The organism is Massilia eurypsychrophila, from assembly GCF_002760655.1.
Classification (GTDB): domain Bacteria; phylum Pseudomonadota; class Gammaproteobacteria; order Burkholderiales; family Burkholderiaceae_D; genus JAFCUW01.
On record NZ_PDOC01000002.1, the window covers coordinates 22,006 to 39,554 of the forward strand.

12 protein-coding genes are annotated in these 17,549 nt (G+C 63.5%); 6 read left to right on the top strand and 6 right to left on the bottom strand.

Annotated features, from left to right (window positions below; all coding sequences use genetic code 11):
• Positions 1 to 87 precede the first annotated feature (87 nt).
• Complete coding sequence (gene ltrA / locus CR105_RS02885; protein ID WP_099786943.1) at positions 88 to 1,791, bottom strand: group II intron reverse transcriptase/maturase; 1,704 nt, start codon at positions 1,789 to 1,791, stop codon at positions 88 to 90.
• Positions 1,792 to 2,867: 1,076 nt separating this feature from the next.
• On the opposite strand from ltrA, the gene CR105_RS02890 reads away from it, so the two are divergent.
• Positions 2,868 to 3,842 carry an endonuclease/exonuclease/phosphatase family protein gene (locus CR105_RS02890; RefSeq protein ID WP_099787422.1) on the top strand — a complete coding sequence of 325 codons (975 nt, stop codon included), beginning with the start codon at positions 2,868 to 2,870 and terminating at the stop codon, positions 3,840 to 3,842.
• Here CR105_RS02890 and CR105_RS02895 read toward each other — a convergent pair.
• Positions 3,823 to 6,303 carry a sensor domain-containing protein gene (locus CR105_RS02895; protein ID WP_229413596.1) on the bottom strand — a complete coding sequence of 827 codons (2,481 nt, stop codon included), beginning with the start codon at positions 6,301 to 6,303 and terminating at the stop codon, positions 3,823 to 3,825. The two genes, CR105_RS02890 and CR105_RS02895, sit on opposite strands and share 20 nt — an antisense overlap.
• 334 nt (positions 6,304 to 6,637) lie before the next feature.
• On the opposite strand from CR105_RS02895, the gene CR105_RS02900 reads away from it, so the two are divergent.
• Together CR105_RS02900 and CR105_RS02905 are read left to right on the top strand one after the other, a co-directional pair.
• The gene (locus CR105_RS02900) at positions 6,638 to 7,867 is read left to right on the top strand and encodes an efflux RND transporter periplasmic adaptor subunit (RefSeq protein ID WP_099786944.1); all 1,230 of its coding nucleotides are present in this window, start codon (positions 6,638 to 6,640) and stop codon (positions 7,865 to 7,867) included.
• A 3-nt stretch (positions 7,868 to 7,870) separates the two neighbouring features.
• Complete coding sequence (locus tag CR105_RS02905; protein WP_099786945.1) at positions 7,871 to 11,002, top strand: efflux RND transporter permease subunit; 3,132 nt, start codon at positions 7,871 to 7,873, stop codon at positions 11,000 to 11,002.
• A gap of 91 nt (positions 11,003 to 11,093) precedes the next feature.
• Here the strand turns inward: CR105_RS02905 and CR105_RS02910 are convergent, their stop codons facing one another.
• The 4 genes from CR105_RS02910 to CR105_RS02925 form a co-directional block, all read right to left on the bottom strand.
• Positions 11,094 to 11,279 carry a hypothetical protein gene (locus tag CR105_RS02910; RefSeq protein WP_099786946.1) on the bottom strand — a complete coding sequence of 62 codons (186 nt, stop codon included), beginning with the start codon at positions 11,277 to 11,279 and terminating at the stop codon, positions 11,094 to 11,096.
• Between the two features lie 77 nt (positions 11,280 to 11,356).
• On the bottom strand, positions 11,357 to 12,313 hold the full coding sequence (xerD, locus tag CR105_RS02915; RefSeq protein ID WP_180288071.1) for a site-specific tyrosine recombinase XerD: 957 nt from the start codon (positions 12,311 to 12,313) through the stop codon (positions 11,357 to 11,359).
• Entirely contained in the window at positions 12,286 to 12,828 is a 543-nt protein-coding gene (locus CR105_RS02920) for a methylated-DNA--[protein]-cysteine S-methyltransferase (protein WP_099786948.1), read from the bottom strand. Before CR105_RS02920 ends, xerD begins: the two co-directional genes overlap by 28 nt.
• 441 nt (positions 12,829 to 13,269) lie before the next feature.
• Positions 13,270 to 14,262, bottom strand: coding sequence for a TRAP transporter substrate-binding protein (locus CR105_RS02925; protein ID WP_099786949.1), 993 nt, complete (start codon positions 14,260 to 14,262; stop codon positions 13,270 to 13,272).
• Positions 14,263 to 14,390: 128 nt separating this feature from the next.
• Between CR105_RS02925 and CR105_RS02930 the strand changes: the two genes are divergently transcribed.
• From CR105_RS02930 to CR105_RS02940, 3 genes are all read left to right on the top strand, one after another.
• A complete protein-coding gene (locus CR105_RS02930; RefSeq protein WP_099786950.1) occupies positions 14,391 to 16,373 on the top strand; it encodes a two-component system sensor histidine kinase NtrB in 1,983 nt (660 codons plus the stop codon).
• 41 nt (positions 16,374 to 16,414) lie between these two features.
• Complete coding sequence (locus tag CR105_RS02935) at positions 16,415 to 16,999, top strand: response regulator transcription factor (RefSeq protein ID WP_099786951.1); 585 nt, start codon at positions 16,415 to 16,417, stop codon at positions 16,997 to 16,999.
• Positions 17,000 to 17,103: 104 nt separating this feature from the next.
• Positions 17,104 to 17,520: a MarR family winged helix-turn-helix transcriptional regulator gene (locus CR105_RS02940; protein ID WP_099786952.1), complete on the top strand. Its 417-nt coding sequence runs from the start codon at positions 17,104 to 17,106 to the stop codon at positions 17,518 to 17,520.
• Positions 17,521 to 17,549 lie beyond the last annotated feature (29 nt).

The following is a 17,549-nucleotide window of genomic DNA, read 5'->3' on the forward strand; positions in this document are numbered from 1 at the left end:
GTAGGAGAAATCCATTACTGGATCTCTCCCCCCTAAGAACCGTGCTTGCGATTTTCATCGCACACGGCTCAAGCATAATAAAAGTTCCTATACTGGAACCGGCTTAACAACTTTCAAACCAAGACTATGCACTTGGGCATGACAGTTTGGGTGCAATAGTACGCGATTTCCAAGGACGTCCGAGCCTCCCGCCACACGGTATTCAATGTGGTGATCGTGCCAGCCCGTCTCTATATCCATCTCGTACCCGCAGAGCGCGCACAGACCGCTTTGATCCAAATACAGACGAGCCCACTGCTTCCGGTAACTCATGCTCTTGAGCATGCGTTCCTGTCGAAGTGTCTCACCGTACATTTCCCATTGCGGATCATAAGGCTGGTAAGCCCCTTTGACTTTCCTGTGTCGTTCGATCGGGGTATTCGCAAGCGAATACAGTTCGACCACACCCTTTCCACCATCTTTCGCGTTGATGTCCGCGGCGAACACCCAGTTCCGACCTTCGACCGTACGCCAGTACCGCCGGCGAATCCAGTCGGCGTTCTTCATCGGGTGTCTCCGCCTTGCCCACCGCATAAGCCGCCAGAACAGTAGCGACTCCATGCGCGAGTAAGCCTGCTTAGCAACGACAGGACTGTGATACTGCGCCCAGCCCCGCAACATCGGGTTTAGCAGTCGAATCAGATTCTCCTGCTTTGCCCCAAGGTTGTCGCCGATGACCTTCCGTAGCTTTTCATAGAACGCTTGCACGTTTTTCTTACTTGGCTTGATGAGTAGTTTTTCCGAATACTTCCGGAAGTTCCACCCAAGGAAGTCGAAACCTTCGTCGATGTGCACGATTTTGGTTTTCGCCTCAGACAGTCGCAACCCTCGAACTGCAAGGAAGCCTTCTACCCAAGGTTTGACTATCGTTTCAAGCACCTCTTTCGACGCGCCCGTTATGATGAAGTCGTCCGCATACCGTACAACGCCGACTTTGAGTTTCCTGGTCTTGAGCACGCCACATGTCGCCTCTAAGTGCGCGACAAGTTCCGTTTCCAAGCCATTCAGCGTCCAGTTAGCCAGCGCCGGGCTAATGATGCCGCCCTGTGGCGTTCCCGTTGTGGTTGCCATCAATTGCTCCCGGTCGACCACCCCGGCCTTCAGCCACTTCTTCAGGATCGACTTGTCCATTCGGATGTTGTCGATCATCCAGTCGTGATTGATGTTATCGAAGAATCCCTCGATGTCCGCATCCAAGATCCACTGTGCCGAGACCTTCCGACACGTTTGCAGGAATATCTGCGACATCGCGTCGGCCGTTGAGCGATTTTTCCTGAACCCATATGAGTTCGGGTCGCTCATCGTTTCCAAAACTGGGTCGAGTCCAAGCAAATGTAGTGCTTGCATGGCCCTGTCCCGCATGGTCGGTATGCCCAAAGGACGTAACTTCCCGTTCGGTTTCGGAATGTAGACCCTCCGTAATGGCAGTGGCCTATACCGCTGCTTCTTCAATCGAGCAATCGCAGCGAATTTCTGCTGCGGCGTATCCCATAGTTCACGATCCACACCTGCGGTTCGTTTGCCTTGATTCTCCGTCACTCGTTTGACTGCCAGTGCTTTCGCACTGAACGAGTGGGACAGCCATCGTTGCAGGGCTTTTACCTTGCGCCAATTTCCGTCCTGCGAAGCCTTCGCTAATCGACTCTGCATGGCTCTCACATTCCGTTGAACCAGCCGCCAGTTGATGGCGGCCCATTCATGCGGAGCGTGCGAGGACGCAGAACCGATATTTTTCATATCGATTACTTTCATGCTGTACCTCGGGTAGTGATGCCCACCGAGGACGCAGGTTCCCCCCGAAGGGTGAACTGCATCCCTTCGGGGCGGTTGAAAAATAACTACTTGGAGACAATGCGGTCGTATGACGACAATTACACCAGATGGAAGTCTGCACCTTTTCAGGTCGAACAAATCTTGAATTCGTATCCGAATCGTTACAATCCGGCATTCGCTTTTTCCATCATCCTATACCCGCTCTTCCAACAGTTCTCCTTACGGGTCCCCTGCCTCTTTCGGTGTTCTGAAGGTTGGCGGAAAATCGGGCTTACCACGTTCCCTGCAATGTCGACGCGGCTGACATACGCCGCGACCTACTGGTTAGGGCCTGTCTATCCCCCGATGGTTGTATAACGACGTATTTCCCACCTCACGGAAATATCTAACCATGCACCGTTTGGTTAAGGCCAACAGCAGATTGGGCCTTGCTAAGATAACGAGGGTTCGATCGACAGTTCACTTATGTTGCCCGTACAGCGCTCACCCTTCCCTCCACCGCCTTTCTGCTAGCAGTTTCCGCCGTTCCACTCGCGTGGGAACGACGCCACCGAGGTGGGGGTATTATCGGAGCTTCACACCCCACCGTTGCCAGTGACGCATGTCCGAATTAGGTGACGAACGGTCGTACGTTCGGTCGCAGTTCCTGATATTTTGGATGCGACAAGACATCACAGAGTTTGCGCTCTGACTTTTGCAGGACTTACGCTTACATGATCCAAACGCCATTTCTGGCTTGTCTGAGCTGTTTCTTGGTAAAGGAGCAGCACAACGTGTCGGAAGAAAAACTTCCGGCCATGTCGCATTTTGACAACACTCAACCGCCTTTTGGGCGAGAATTTGCGATCCAACGACCCGTAGGGTTCGGGATTGTCGTTCTATTTGGTGGAGTATTTTGAAGTTAAACTATACAAATTCGTTAGGCGAACCTGTAGAGCCGACGCTAACATCCTGTGAAAATCAAGGACTTAGCGCATGTTTGCGGTGTGTACTGCTTAGTGTTTGCCGAATTCCGGCACTTCAGCGACTACGTGTCGCACGAGGAGTTTCTTATTATGCAGCAGGAAATTCGCTTTGCGACGTTTAACGTCTTAAACTTGGCTCCCGCCGGCGCGAAACTGTACGACAACCTGGTGCCGTGCACCGAGGAAGAATTCGAGGCGAAGATCGATTGGACGGCGCGCCAGATCGACTTGCTCGACGCCGATGTGATCGGCTTCCAGGAAATTTTCTCGCAGGCGGCGCTGAAGCTGGCCTTGTCCCGCACCCGCAATTACCGCGACGCCTACCACGTCGGCTTCGATCCCGATCCCGCCGCCGAGCGCCTGACGCCGAGCGTGGCGCTGGTGTCGCGCCTGCCGCTGGCAGCACCCGGCGCGGCGCACACGCTGTTCCCGAACGGCATCGAGATGCCTGCAGGCAGCCGCGACGCCGACCGCTTCGCCCGGCCCGTCGTGCATGCACAGGTGATCGTCTCGCCCGACGTCACCGTCGACGTGGTGGTGATCCACCTGAAGTCGAAGCGCCCCGACTACCGCACCGGCGACAGCTGCGAGGATGCGCAGCTGTACGCGCTGGCCTGCCTGCGCTCGCTGATCCGGCGCGGCACCGAGGCGGTGGCGCTGCGCGTGCTGCTGTCGAACCTGGCGCGCGAGAACCAGCGTCCGCGCGTGGTGCTGGGCGACTTCAACGACGTCGCCGATGCCGTCACCACCGGCATCGTGCTTGGCGCCGGCGCGCCGCTCGGCGAGCGCATGTTCGACGCCTACCAGCTGCAGCGCCGCCAGGACCACCTGCGCCACGTCGGCTTCTCCAGCCTGCACGACGGCCACTACACGACGATCGACCATATCTTGGTGTCGGAAGAATTCAACGGCGCGCTGCCGAACGCGATCGGCGAAGTGGTCGACGTGGTCTACCTGAACGACCACCTGGTGCTGGAACTGCCGCAGGCGTCCGACCACGGCCAGGTGCTGGCGCGCATCCGCCTGTTCGACGTCGCCAGCACCCTCATGGATGCCGGCGCCTGAGATCCGGCTCGCTCGACGCCATGCTGGCGTAGTAACCCTGGTACTCGTCGCAGCCGTGCTGCTGCAGGAAGCGCAGCTGCTCGGCCGTCTCGACGCCTTCGGCAATCACCCGCAGCTTCAAACTGCGCGCCACCGCGATGATGGCCGGGATGATGGCCGCGTCGTCCGGCTCGCGCATGATGTCGTCGATGAACGAGCGGTCGATCTTCAGCTTCGATAGCCGGTAGCGCCGCAACGTCGACAGGCTCGAGCAGCCGGTGCCGAAGTCGTCGACGGTAATCTGCACGCCGCGCCGGTGCAGCGCGTTGACGGTATCGATCGTCGCCTCGTCGCCCTTCATGATCATCCCCTCGGTGATCTCGAGGTCGAGGAACTGCGGCGCCAGGCTTGAGGCGGCCAGCGCATCGTCGACATACTGCAGCAGGTGGTCGTGGATGAACTGGACGTTCGACAGGTTGACCGCCACCACCACCGGGCAGCCCTGGTCGCGCCAGGCGCGCGCCTGCGCGCACGCTTCGCGCAGCACCCATGCGCCGATCGGCACGATCAGGCCGGACGCTTCGGCGATCGGGATGAACTGGTCCGGCTGCAGCAGGCCGCGCTCCGGGTGGCGCCAGCGGATCAGCGCCTCGAAGCCGATGGTGCGCCCGCTGGCGATGTCGATCTCGGGCTGGTACTCGAGCACGAACTCGTTGTTGGCCAGCGCCTGGCGCAGCTTGTTTTCGATCTGTACCCGCTCGACGACGTGGGCGTTCATCTCCGGACTGAAGAAGCGGAAGGCGTTGCGCCCGTTCTGCTTGGCGTGGTACATGGCCACGTCGGCGTGGCGCATCAAGGTGTCGACGTCGTGGCCGTCGCTGGGAAAGATGCTGATGCCGATCGACGCCGACAGCGCAATCTCCTGGCCGAGCACCTTCATCGGCTGGCCCACCGCGTGCATCACGCTGCCGGCCACGTGCGCGGCCTGGTCGGCGCCGCCGATGTCGGCCAGGATGACGACGAATTCGTCGCCGCCCTGGCGGCTGACGGTGTCGACGCCGCGCACGCAGCGCGTCAGCCGCGCCGCCACTTCCCTGAGCACGACGTCGCCGGCCTGGTGGCCGTAGCTGTCATTGATCGCCTTGAAGCGGTCGAGGTCGAGGAACATCACGGCCACCCGCGTGTGCTGGCGGCGCGACGTCGCCAGCGCCTGCTGCAAGCGGTCGAGGAACAGCACCCGGTTCGGCAGGTCGGTCAGGAAGTCGTGTTCGGCCAGGTGGCGGGTATGTTCTTCGACCTGCTTGCGGTCGGTGATGTCGGACAAAATCGCCATGTAGTTCGACACCTTGCCGGCGCCGTCGCGAATGGCCGTCAGCGCCGCCCACACCGGGTACTCCTCGGCGTTGCTGCGCACGCACAGCACTTCGCCCTCCCAGTGGTCGTGCGCGACGACGAAGTCCCAGATCTCCTGGTAGAAGGCCGGCTCGTGCACGCCGGAGCGCAGGCTCGGCACCTCGCGGCCGATGATGTCGGCCGGCGCGAAGCCGGTGATGTCGGTAAACGCCTGATTGACGGCGACGACGCGGCAGGCGCCGTCGAGGATCAGGATGGCGTCGCGGCAGTTCTCGAACACCTGCGCGGCCATCGTCAGCGTGCGCTCGGTCGACTTGCGCTGCGAGATGTCGCGGATGACCGCGAACGACAGCTGCTCGTGGTCGATCGCGACCGACGTCAGCAGCACCTCTGCCCAGAACAGCCCGCCGCCGCAGGAGCGGTACAGCCATTCGTAGCGCTGGTTGCCGTCGCTGGCCGCCTGCGCCGCCAGCGCCTCCTGGCGCGTGCTGGACGCTTCGCCGGACGGCTGCTGCGGCGGCGAGAAGTCGGCCAGGCCGTGCCCAACCATGCGTTCGCGGCCGTCGCAGCCGAACAGGCGCAGCGCGGCCGGGTTGACGTCGATGATTCGGCGCCCGCGCACCAGCACGATGGCGTCGGTCGAGCGCTCGTACAGGCGGCGAAAATCGGCACCGGCGCGCAGCAGCGCCAGCTCGTCGGTCTTGCGGCCGGTGACGTCGAGTTCCATGCAGATCACCTGCTGGGTGACGCCGTCGCGGATGACCGGGAAGTGGCTCGAACAGACCCAGCGCTCGGCGCCGTCGGCGCGGCGGATGGGCCATTCGCGCGGCGGCGGCGCGATGCCGGTGCGCCAGATCGCCGCGATGGTGGCGGCAAACTCGCCTTCGTAGCCGGGGCGGACGATCACGCTGGTGAGCTGGCGGCCGAGCGCTTCAGCCGGCGCCAGCCCGATCAGCTCGGCGCAGGTGCGGTTCCAGTAGCGCACCACGCCATCGCGGTCGCTGCTGTGCACCGCCACGTTCGGCGTCAGTTCGACCGCGGCGACCAGGCGGTACAGCAGTTCCAGGGCGGCCAGGCCGGGCGCGTCCGGTTCCGCGCCGGGCAGCAGGGCAGGTATCACGTCTTCCACTGAGCATCCTTTGTCGGTTCGCGCCCCCGCGCGCGATGTTCAGTCTGCACTTATCTGACTGCATCACTATCGGACAGGTCATTTTTGACCGCACAATCCGAAAACCGCTTGTGCGCGCGCAAACGTTCCAGCCGTGGAAGTTTCCGGCGGACACCATTTGCACTTTATCGGGGATTTATGCCGTCCGTCGTGCCGAATTGGCTGCCTGTCGCATTCCCATGACGGCGTCAGTTGTCTTTTTCTATAGTGTCACCATGCGCATGACGCTCCCACTGCCTGCAGGCGGAGCCCATGCGCCCCCGCTCTCGCGAAGAACAAAAACGGATACCAAACAATGAAAATCGAAACCCTGCCGCTGGCGCAAGCACATCCCACCACCCGTCCACGCCGCTGGAAAAAGCCCGTCGCCGCGCTGCTGATCGTGCTGCTGGCCGGCGGCGGCTACGCCTACTTGCAGAAGTCGAAGGCGCCGGCCGCCACGACGGCGCAGGCCACGGATGGCAAAGACGGCAAGGACGCGCCGAAAGTCGACGTCTACGAACTCTCCAGCGCCGACGTCGCCGCGGTCGAGGCGCGCGAGGTGCGGCTCGACCTGTCGCTGTCGGGCTCGCTCGCGCCGCTGACCCAGGCCACCATCAAGTCGAAGGTGTCCGGCGTGGTAACGGAGACGGCGGTGCAGGAAGGCATGAACGTCGCCGCCGGCCAGGTCATCGCCAGGCTCGACGCCGCCGACCAGCGCGCCCGCGTGGCGCAGCAGCAGGCCGCCCTCGACGAGGCGTCGGCGCGCCTGGCGATGGCGAAGAAGAACAACGCCAACAGCCAGGCGCTGCTCAAGCAGAACTACATCTCGCAAAATTCCTACGACACCACGCTCAACAGCGTCGAGCTGGCGCAGGCCAGCGTCAACGCCATGCGCGCGCAGCTCGAGCTGGCGCGCATTGCGCTGGCCGACACGGTGATTCGCGCGCCGCTGTCCGGCGTGGTCAGCAAGCGCCACGTGCAGGCGGGCGAAAAGGTGGCGCCCGACATGTCGGTGTTTACCATCGTCAATCTGCGCCAGCTGACCCTGGAAGCGCAGGTGCCGGCGTCGGAAGTGCCGCGTGTCAAAGTGGGTCAGGACGTGCGCTTCAAGGTCGACGGCTTCCCGCAGCGCGATTTTGCCGGCAAGGTCGCCCGCATCAGTCCGACCACCGAGGCCGGCTCGCGCTCGATGCTGGTCTACATCAGCGTCGACAACGCCGACGGCGCACTGCGAGGCGGCATGTTCGCCAAGGGCGGCATCACCACCGAGAAAACGGCTGTCACGCCGGTGGTGGCGCTGGCGGCGCTGCGCACCGAAAAAGGCCAGCAGGTGGTCTACATCGTCGAAGGCAACAAGGTGGTGGCGCAGCCGGTCACCCTGGGCCTGCGCAACGAGGATGAAGGCATGGCCCAGGTCACGTCGGGCCTGGCCGAAGGGGCCAGCGTGATCGTCGCCAGGCTCGATGGGGTGAAACCCGGCGACAAGGTGCGCATTGGCGCCGCGCCGGTGGCCGCCGCCGCCCCAGCGCCGGCGAAGGGTTAAGCCATGTGGATCACTAAAACCAGTATCCAGAATCCGGTGTTTGCCACCATGGTGATGGTCGCTTTGATGGTGCTCGGCCTATTTTCGTACCGCAGCCTGGGCCTGGAGTCCATGCCGAACGTCGAGATTCCGTTCGCCTGGGTCGAGGTGCAGTATCCGGGCGCCTCGCCCGCGCAAGTGGAAAACGACATCACGCGCCCATTGGAAGACGCGATCAACACCGTCAGCGGCATCAAGTCGATCCGCAGCAATTCGTGGGAAGGGCGCGCCGGCGTGTCGCTCGAATTTCACCTGTCGACCAACATGGACAAGGCGATGCAGGAGGTGCGCGACAACATCGGCCGCGTGCGCCCGGGCTTCCCTAAAGAAGCCAAGGAGCCCTTCATCGTGCGCGCCGAAGGCGACAACTCGCAGCCAATCTACGAGCTGATGCTCACGTCCGACACGCGCAGCCTGCGCGAGCTGTCGACCCTGACCGAACAGGTCATCGTCAAGCGCCTGCAAGGCGTGGCCGGCGTCGGCCAGGTGCGTGTCAACGGCAAGACCAACCGCCAGATCCTGGTGAGCCTGAAACCCGAGCAGCTGCAAAGCCAGAACATCGGCGTCGACGAAGTGCTGCGCGCGATCCAGGCGACCAACGCCAATATGCCGGCCGGTAACATCAGCTTCGGCGCCAGCGAGCGCCTGGTGCGCATCGAAAGCAAGATGAAGCTGGCGCGCGACTTCAACCGCATCATCGTCGCGCGGCGCGCCAGCGGCCCGGTCTACCTCGACCAGGTCGCCACGGTGGTCGACGGCGAGCAGGAAGAAACGTCGATCTCGCGCATGAACGGCCAGCGCGCCATCTCGCTCGAAGTGACCAAGGTGCAAGGCGCCAACGTCGTCGAAGTGGGCGCCGCCATCAAGAAGGTAGTAACGGAGCTGCAGAAAAACTTCGGCGCCGACATCAAGATCAAGACGATGGAAGACCAGGCCGAGCGCGTGCAGAGCCAGCTCGACAACGTCAAGAAGACCATCATCGAAGGCGCCCTGCTGACGATGCTGATCGTGTTCCTGTTCCTGCATTCGTGGCGCAGCACCATCATCACCGGCCTCACTTTGCCGATCTCGGTGCTGGCCAGCTTCATCGCGATGAAAGTGTTCGGCTTCACGCTCAATTTCCTGACCCTGATGGCGCTGTCGCTGTGCATTGGCCTGCTGATCGACGACGCCATCGTGGTGCGCGAGAACATCGTGCGCCACCTCGGCATGGGCAAGAAGCACCTGCAGGCAGCCTACGACGGCACCAACGAGATCGGCCTGGCCGTGATGGCGACGACATTCGCGATCGTCGCCGTGTTCGTGCCGATCGCCTTCATGCAAGGCATCATCGGCCGCTTCTTCCTGCAGTTCGGCATCACCGTCGCGGTGGCGGTGCTGGTGTCGCTGTTCGTCAGCTTCACGCTCGACCCGATGCTGTCGTCGGTGTGGCCGGATCCGGTCAAGGACCGCTTCAAGTACGTGCCGTGGCTGGGCCGCATGATGGAGCGCATCGAGCACGGCATCGACCGCCTGCACGTCTGGTACGGCAAGACGCTGGCGGTGGCGCTGAACTGGCGCAAGTCGACCCTGCTGCTGGCGCTGCTGCTGTTTGTCGGCAGCCTGGCCCTGATGCCGCTGGTCGGCGGCGAGATGTTCCCGCAGACCGACAACGGCTATGTGCAACTGCGCTTCAAGACGCCGGTCGGCTCGAGCCTCGAGTACACCGACGTCAAGGTCAGGCAGGTGGAAATGGCGCTCAAGGAGTACAAGGAAATCGACAGCGTCTCGACCACGGTCGGCACTTACGATGGCCGCAACACGGCGCAGATCAACCTGAAGCTGACGGACGCGCGCCAGGTCAAGCGCCGCTCGCAGCACGTGATGGAAGAAGTGATCCGCGCGCGCCTGGCGTCGATCGCCGGCATCACGATGTCGGTCGGTAACCGGCCGATCTTCATCGCCATTCTCGGCCAGGACGAATCGAAGCTGGACGCGGTGGCGCGCAAGCTGATGGACAAGATGCGCGCGATCAAGGGCGTGGCCGACATCGAGTACAGCCAGGAAGGCGCCAATCCGGCCACCATCGTCAAGATCAACCACGAGCTGGCCAGCGACCTCGGTTTGTCGGTGCAGCAGATCGGCGCCGCGCTGCGCCCGTTCGTCGCCGGCGACCAGATCAGCCGCTGGCTGGCGCCGGACGGCCAGAACTACGACGTCAACGTGCAGCTGCCGAAGTCGGGGCGCCAGAAGGTGGCCGACCTGGCCGACCTGTCGGTCGCCTCCAGCAAGCGCGACGCCGCCGGCAATCCGGTGATGGTGCCGCTGCGCCAGATCGTCGAATTCGTGCCGTCGACCAGCCCGCAGGTACTCAAGCGCCAGGCGCTCGAGCGCCGGGTGGCGATCTACGCCGGCATCGAGGGCCGCCCGAACGGCGACGTCAACGGCGACGTGCAGAAGGCGATCAAGTCGATCGCGCTGCCCGACGGCGTGCGCTTCGACGTCGGCGGCGAGGCCGAGCGGATGGCCGAGACGATGTCGGGCTTCATCGCCGCGATCGTCATCGCGATCGTCTTCATCTACCTGGTGCTGGCCTCGCAGTTCGGCAGCTTCCTGCAGCCGGTGGCGATCATGGTGTCGCTACCGCTGTCGATGATCGGCGTGCTGATCGCGCTGCTGGTAACCGGCAGCACCTTGAACATCTTCTCGGTGATCGGCATCGTCATGCTGATGGGACTGGTGACGAAGAACGCAATTTTGCTGGTCGACTTCACCAACCACGGCCAGCGCGAGGGCAAGGGCCAGTACGCGGCCATTCTCGACGCCGGCCAGGTGCGGCTGCGGCCGATCCTGATGACGACCTTGGCAATGATCTTCGGCATGCTGCCGATGGCGATCGGCATGGGCGACGGCGGCGAGCAGCAGGCGCCGATGGGGCGCGCGGTGATTGGCGGGGTGATCACGTCGACCTTGCTGACATTGGTGGTGGTGCCGGTGGCGTACACCTACCTCGACAACCTGGGCAAGCGCGCGGTGCGCTGGTTCAAGCGCGGCGAGCACGCCGACGACGCGCCGGCGGCCGAAGGCCGCGGCAAAGGCCTGGCGGAAGTAGCGTAGCAGCAAACTGGCAGTGATTGAAAACGGAGCGCGGCCAGAACGGCCGCGCTTTTTTTCTTACCGTAAATTATAGACCGCTGGACGCAGCCCTTCAAGCCGGGTTCTGCGTCTCCGACGCGGCGGCCTCTTCGCCGTCGTCCTCGTCCTGCTCAACCGTCTCGCCACCCTCGCCCGGAGTGCTCTTCGCTTCGGCCTTGCGCTTGGCTTTTTCCTCCGCTTTCTTTTTCTTCTCTAATTCGCGTTGCCGCTTTTCGTACGAGAAATTTGTTTTAGCCATGAATCACCTCTTGAATTGTCGCGATAGAAAGGAATGCCGTAATCACATTATGACGCATTATGCCAAGTGCATTTGATTTAACCACGCGGGTGATGCTCGGCATGAAGCCGCTTGAGACGCTCGCGCGCAACGTGCGTGTAGATCTGCGTCGTCGAAATATCGGCGTGTCCAAGCAATAACTGCACCACGCGCAGGTCGGCGCCATGGTTGAGCAAATGGGTGGCAAATGCGTGCCGCAAGGTGTGCGGCGACAGCGGCCCCGTCACCCCGGCCTTGGCCGCATGCTTCTTGATCAGGATCCAGAACATCTGCCGCGTCATCGCCCCGCCGCGCGCGGTGACGAACAGCGCGTCGTCGACCTGGCCGTCGAGGATCACGCCGCGCGCCTCCTTCAGATAGCGCTCGATCCACTTGCGCGCCTCATGGCCGAACGGCACCAGGCGCGTCTTGCTGCCCTTGCCGGTCACCCGCAGCACGCCGTCGTTCATGCTCAGTTCGACCAGCTTCAGGCCGACCAGCTCGGACACCCGCAGCCCGCTCGCATACATCAGCTCGAGCATGGTGCGCTCGCGCAGGCCGAGCGGCGTGGCGACATCGGGCGCGCCGAGCAGCGCTTCGACCTGCTGTTCGGTGAGCGTATGGACGAAGCGGTCCGGCTGCTTGGCCGACGCCATCTTCAGGCATGGATCGGCCGCCACCTGCTTGTGCCGCAGCGCCAGCTGGTAGAAGCGCTTGAGCACCGACAGGCGCCGGTTGGCCGAACTCGGCTTCGACTCGGCGTGGCGCTCGGCAAAATAGGCCGACAAGTCGTGCGCCTGCACCTGGTGCAAGGTGGCACAGTCGGGCCGGCGCACCTGCAGCCAGCGGGCGAACAGGCGCATGTCGCGCCGGTAGGCGTCGAGCGAATTTTTCGCCAGCCCTTGTTCGAGCCACAGGTTGTCACAGAATTGGTCGATCAGCGCCAGGTTGGCCGGCGACGGCTGGGCGGTGTCGGCGGGAAGCTTGCTCACGCCCAGATGGCCTGCTGCTGCCACGGCGTGCCGGCCATCGCCGCGCCTTCGTGTTTCAGCAGCCAGCGCTTGACGCTGAGGTGGAAACCGTTTTCGTCGTCCTGGTTGGAAAAGCCGCCCAACCCGCCGGCGGCGGTGACGCGGTGACACGGGATGACCAGGGGGAACCAGTTGGCGCCACAGGCCTGGCCGACCGCGCGCGGCGCCGATCCGATGTGCTTGGCCACCTGGCCGTAGGTACGCACGCTGCCGCGCGGGATGCTGGCGATCGCGTCCCACACCTTGTGCTGGTACGCGCTGCCGACCTCGGCTAACGGCAGGCTGAACTTGAAATCGGCATCGGCGAAGTAGCGCGCAACCTGTTCGCCGGCCTGTTCGGCGAGCGCGTCGGTGGCGTCCTTTTCACTAAAATGGGGCGGCAGGTAGACCAGTTCGCGCAGCTGCCCCGCTTCGGTGCGGATGCCGATCGCGCCGAACGGGGCGGCCACGATGGCGCTGAAAATGTCGCTGCCCTGCTGGGCGATGAAGAGGGGTTTCATGACAGCAGTGTAAGCCGATGCGGGCAACAAAACAATGCAGCCTGGGTAGGGAAACCGCGGCTGCGGGCGAAAAAAAGCGCACCCTAGGGTGCGCTCCAAGTCAGTTCACGTTTCCGGTCGTTTGGTCGAGCCAACGACATTCTGTAAAACGTGTGTCTCCTCGATATTTCCCGGTATGGACTACCGTGCTCTTATCACTACTCCCCAAACTTTAAATCCGTCTTGATCACCGACGCACCATCGTGGTGCCCGGGAAAGATGCCAATCATAACGTATTTAAAAATGGACGGCGTGGTTTTTTTAGCACGATCCTTGAATTAATTTCATCTGTAAACATCTACCTGGCAATTTGTGCTACGCGCGCCGATCGCTCCCAGGAACCATTTGACCAGCCCACGGACGGCGCGTTCCTTATCGTCAGTTGACCATCGTCAAGCGGCCTTACTTTGGCGCCGCCTTGACGATCGCCTCGATCAGTTCCTTGCCAATGCGACTTTCCATTTCCTTGTGCACCGGCAGCAGCGCCTTGCGCCAGGCCGCCTGTTCGGCCGCGCTGAGCTCGTAAATTGCCGTCTTGCCGGTCTTTTTGATCGCTTCCATCGCGGCGTCGTTGTCGCGCTGGGCGATGGTTTTTTCGTAGCTGGTGGCCGCCACCATCGCTTGCTCGAGACTGGCGCGCACGTCGGCCGGCAAGCCGTCCCAGAACTTCTTGTTGACGATGACGGCGTAGCCGAGGTAGCCGTGGTGCGACATCGTGATGTGCTTTTGCACCTCGTGCATTTTCTGCGTGTAGATGTTCGATGGCGGGTTTTCGGTGCCGTCGACCACGCCGGCGGCCAGCGCGCGGTGCACTTCCGAGAACGCCAGCGGCTGCGGGTAGGCGCCCAGCGCGCGCATCTGCGCGTCGAGCACGCGCGACTGCTGGATGCGCATCCTCAGGCCCTTGAAGTCGGCCGGCATGCGCAGTGGCTTGTTGGCCGACATCACCTTGAAGCCGTTGTCCCAGTAGGCCAGGCCGGTGATGCCCTTCGGTTCGAGCTTTTGCAGGATGCGCCGGCCGATCGGCCCTTGCGTCACCGCGTACAGTGCCGCCTTGGTCGGAAAGATGTACGGCAGGTCGAACACCTCGAATTCCTTCACGCCGAGCGGGCCGAACTTGGCCACCGACGGCGCCAGCATCTGCACCGCGCCCAGCTGCAACGCTTCGAGCTCTTCCTTGTCTTTATAGAGCTGGCTGTTCGGGTACAGTTCCACCCGGACCCGGCCGCGCGTCGATTTTTCGGCCAGCTCCTTGAAGCGCTGGGCGGCCTGGCCTTTCGGCGTATCGGTCGCCACCACGTGGGAAAATTTGATGACGATCGGCGCCTGGGCGAACGCGCTGACGCTGACGCCGACCACTGCAGCCAGCGCCGCGGCAAGTTTCTTGAACTGCATGCCGGTCTCCGCGATTATGAGGTTACTGTTATTCTTCGCACGATCTCCCAGTCTGAGCGGCTGCACCCGGCCAGGCTATTGTGGAAAGCCACAATAGCACTTCCTCCCCATCAGCAACAACGTATGCCATGAAGATTCCGTTCACGAAAATTGCGCCGCACCTGCCGGCAGGGTCCCTGCGCTTCCTGCTGCCGGCGATGCTGGTGCTGCTGTTTCTCGCCGTGCTGGTGTGGCTGCCGTGGCAGGCGCGCGAAATGGAGAGCAATGAGCGGCAGGAAAAACTGATCGCCGACACGCTGTGGGTCGAGCAGGCGATCCGCTTCGAACTGAACCGCAGCGAGGAAGCCATCGTCGCCCTCGGCCGCGAGCTGGCCGCCGCCCCGCCGGCGGCCACGGTGCAGGCGCGCATCGCCCAGCTGCTCACCAACGGGCGCGAGCTGCGCCGCGTGCGCTGGCTTGATGCGGCCGGCAAACCGCTGCAGACCGGCGGCGCCGAACTGCCGGGTGGCACGATGCCGGCGCCGTCGAGCGAAGCGTGGGAACTGGCGCGCGCCACCCGCGTGGGCCGCTACAGCGAACCATACCTGACCGCGCGGGGCGAGCCGGCGCTGGTCGACTATCACCTGCCGCTGTTTGCCGCCGGCGCCTACACCGGCAGCCTGGCCGTCACCTACGACCTCAAGACCTTGCTCGACGACACGGTGCCGTGGTGGTTCGCCCAGGACAATGCGATCTCGCTGATCGACCGCGACGACCGCCCGCTGGCCACCCGCGCCGCCGCCGGCCCGGGCCGCGGCGTGTACACCCACAAGCGCCCGCTCGACTTGCCGGGCACGACGATGGTGCTGGCCACCGACAGCGTCAAGGGCGCGCCGCGCTTGCTGCCGAACCTGCTGGTCGGCTCGGTCATCGCGCTCGCGCTGGGCCTGCTGGTCAGCCTGGGCGCGCTGTGGCGCCACATCCGGCGCCGGCTGGAGGCCGAAGGCGCGCTGCGCCAGCAGATGGCGTTTCGTACCGCGATGGAAGATTCGCTCGTCACGGGCCTGCGCGCGCGCGACCTCGAAGGGCGCGTCACCTATGTCAATCCGGCGTTCTGCCAGATCGTCGGCCTGCCGCCCGAGGAGCTGGTCGGCAAGACGCCGCCGATGGCGTACTGGGCGCCCGAAGCGATGGCCGACTACCAGCAGCGCTTCGCGTCGGTACTGGCCGGCACCGCCATACCGCAGTTCGAGACCATCTTCCAGCGCGCCGACGGCGAGCGCGTGCCGGTGCTGATCTTCGAGGCGCCGCTGGTCGACAGCGAAGGCCGCCAGACCGGCTGGATGGGCTCGATCCTCGATATTTCGGACCGCAAGAATGCCGAGGAATTGGCGCGCCAGCAACAGGAAAAGCTGCACGCGTCGGCGCGCCTGGCGACGATGGGCGAGATCTCGTCGATGCTGGCGCACGAACTGAACCAGCCGCTGGCGGCCATATCGAGCTACACCACCGGCGCGCTGAACCTGCTCGGGCGCGCCGCCGACAGCGGCGTCGCGCTCGACCCGGCGATCCTGAAGCCGGCGCTGGAACAGGCCAGCGAGCAGGCACGGCGCGCCGGCCAGATCATCCGCAGCGTGCACGAGTTCGTCAAAAAGCGCGAACCGCAGCGCCAGCTGCTCGACATCGGCCACCTGGTCGACGGCATCCGCACCTTGATTGAACTGCAGGCGAACAAGTATTTCGTCGCCATCCAGACCAGCATCCCACCAGCGCTGCCGGCCGTCAGCGCCGACCGCATGATGCTCGAGCAAGTGCTGCTGAACCTGACGCGCAACGCCATCGAATCGATGCAGGGCGTGGCGCCCGAGCGGCGCGTGCTGCGCATTGCTGCCGTGCACGAGGCCGGCCAGGTGACGGTGTCGGTGATCGACCAGGGCCACGGCATCGCGCCGGCGGTCGCCGAGCGGCTGTTCTCGCCGTTCTTCTCGACCAAGGCCGAAGGCATGGGCATGGGGCTGTCGATTTGCCGCACCGCCATCGAATTTCACGGCGGCACCTTGAGCCATGGCGACAATCCCGGTGGCGGCACCGTGTTCAGGTTCGCCTTGCCGAGCCAGGCGTCGCCGACCTGAGATAGACTGCGTCCATCGGATAAAGAATTACGGAGACATCAATGCTGCATATCGTCGACGACGAGGACGTCATACGTGACTCGCTCGCGTGGCTGGCGCAGTCGCGCGGCATCAACGCCTGTGGCTACGCCACGGCGCAAGCGTTCCTTGACCAGGCCGGCGCCGCCTTCGATGCCGACGGCGACTGCGTGCTGCTCGATGTACGCATGCCGGACCTGAATGGCGTGGCCGTGTTCGAGCAGTTGAGCGGGCGCGGCCTGACCGCCCAGATGCCGGTCATTTTCCTCACTGGCCACGGCGACGTGCCGATGGCGGTCGACATGCTCAAGCGCGGCGCCTTCGACTTCTTCGAAAAGCCCTTCAACGACAACCAGCTGATGGACCGGGTGCAGGAAGCGCTGGCGCAGTCGCGCGCGGCCGGCGCCGGCGCGGCGGTGCGCGAGCGCTTGGCGACGCTATCGGCGCGCGAACGCGAAGTGCTCGACCTGATCCTGGCCGGCAAGATGAACAAGGTCGTCGCCGACAAGCTGGGCATCAGCATGCGCACGGTGGAAGTGCACCGCGCGCACATCCTCGACAAGATGCGCGTGAAGACGGCGGTGGAGCTGGCAGGTCTGTTGAAGTAGGCGCCGCGGCACCAAGGCACCCGAACCGTGCTGGCGCCCGGCCCCAGCCACCGCACGCTCGGAAAGTAGTTGCATAGCAAACCAATACAGGTTAAGGTGCATGCATGTTCGATCACTGCCTATATTTCAACACCACCGCCCTCGCCCGCCTGCTCGAACGCGAGTGGACACGCGCATTCAAGCCGTTCGGCCTGACGCCGTCGCAGGCCTTCATGCTGCGCGTCGTGCTGGAAAAGCCGGCCCTGCTGCAAAGCGAGCTGGCAAAGGAAATGGCAATCGCCCGGCCAACCGCCACGCGCACCCTGGACGGCCTGCAAAAGCTCGCGCTGGTCGAACGCCGCCACACTGAAACCGACGGCCGCGAATTCGCCATTCATCCCACCGCCGCCGCAGTCGAGCTCAAGACCGCCCTGAATGCCGCCAGCGCGGCCGTTACAAGACGCCTGAAAATTGCCCTGGGACCGGGCCATTTCAACGACACCGTCAGCAGGGTCAAGCAGACCCGCGCGACCCTGGCCTGACATTTTTTTTACTTAAGTAGTTGCATAGC

Bases quoted from the DNA above. Each gene is read 5' to 3' on its own strand.
- CR105_RS02940 (WP_099786952.1), top strand. From the start codon at position 17,104: ATGTTCGATCACTGCCTATATTTCAACACCACCGCCCTCGCCCGCCTG.
- CR105_RS02920 (WP_099786948.1), bottom strand. From the start codon at position 12,828: ATGAAACCCCTCTTCATCGCCCAGCAGGGCAGCGACATTTTCAGCGCC.
- CR105_RS02935 (WP_099786951.1), top strand. From the start codon at position 16,415: ATGCTGCATATCGTCGACGACGAGGACGTCATACGTGACTCGCTCGCG.
- CR105_RS02905 (WP_099786945.1), top strand. From the start codon at position 7,871: ATGTGGATCACTAAAACCAGTATCCAGAATCCGGTGTTTGCCACCATG.
- ltrA (WP_099786943.1), bottom strand. From the start codon at position 1,791: ATGAAAGTAATCGATATGAAAAATATCGGTTCTGCGTCCTCGCACGCT.
- CR105_RS02910 (WP_099786946.1), bottom strand. From the start codon at position 11,279: ATGGCTAAAACAAATTTCTCGTACGAAAAGCGGCAACGCGAATTAGAG.
- CR105_RS02925 (WP_099786949.1), bottom strand. From the start codon at position 14,262: ATGCAGTTCAAGAAACTTGCCGCGGCGCTGGCTGCAGTGGTCGGCGTC.
- CR105_RS02930 (WP_099786950.1), top strand. From the start codon at position 14,391: ATGAAGATTCCGTTCACGAAAATTGCGCCGCACCTGCCGGCAGGGTCC.
- CR105_RS02890 (WP_099787422.1), top strand. From the start codon at position 2,868: ATGCAGCAGGAAATTCGCTTTGCGACGTTTAACGTCTTAAACTTGGCT.
- CR105_RS02900 (WP_099786944.1), top strand. From the start codon at position 6,638: ATGAAAATCGAAACCCTGCCGCTGGCGCAAGCACATCCCACCACCCGT.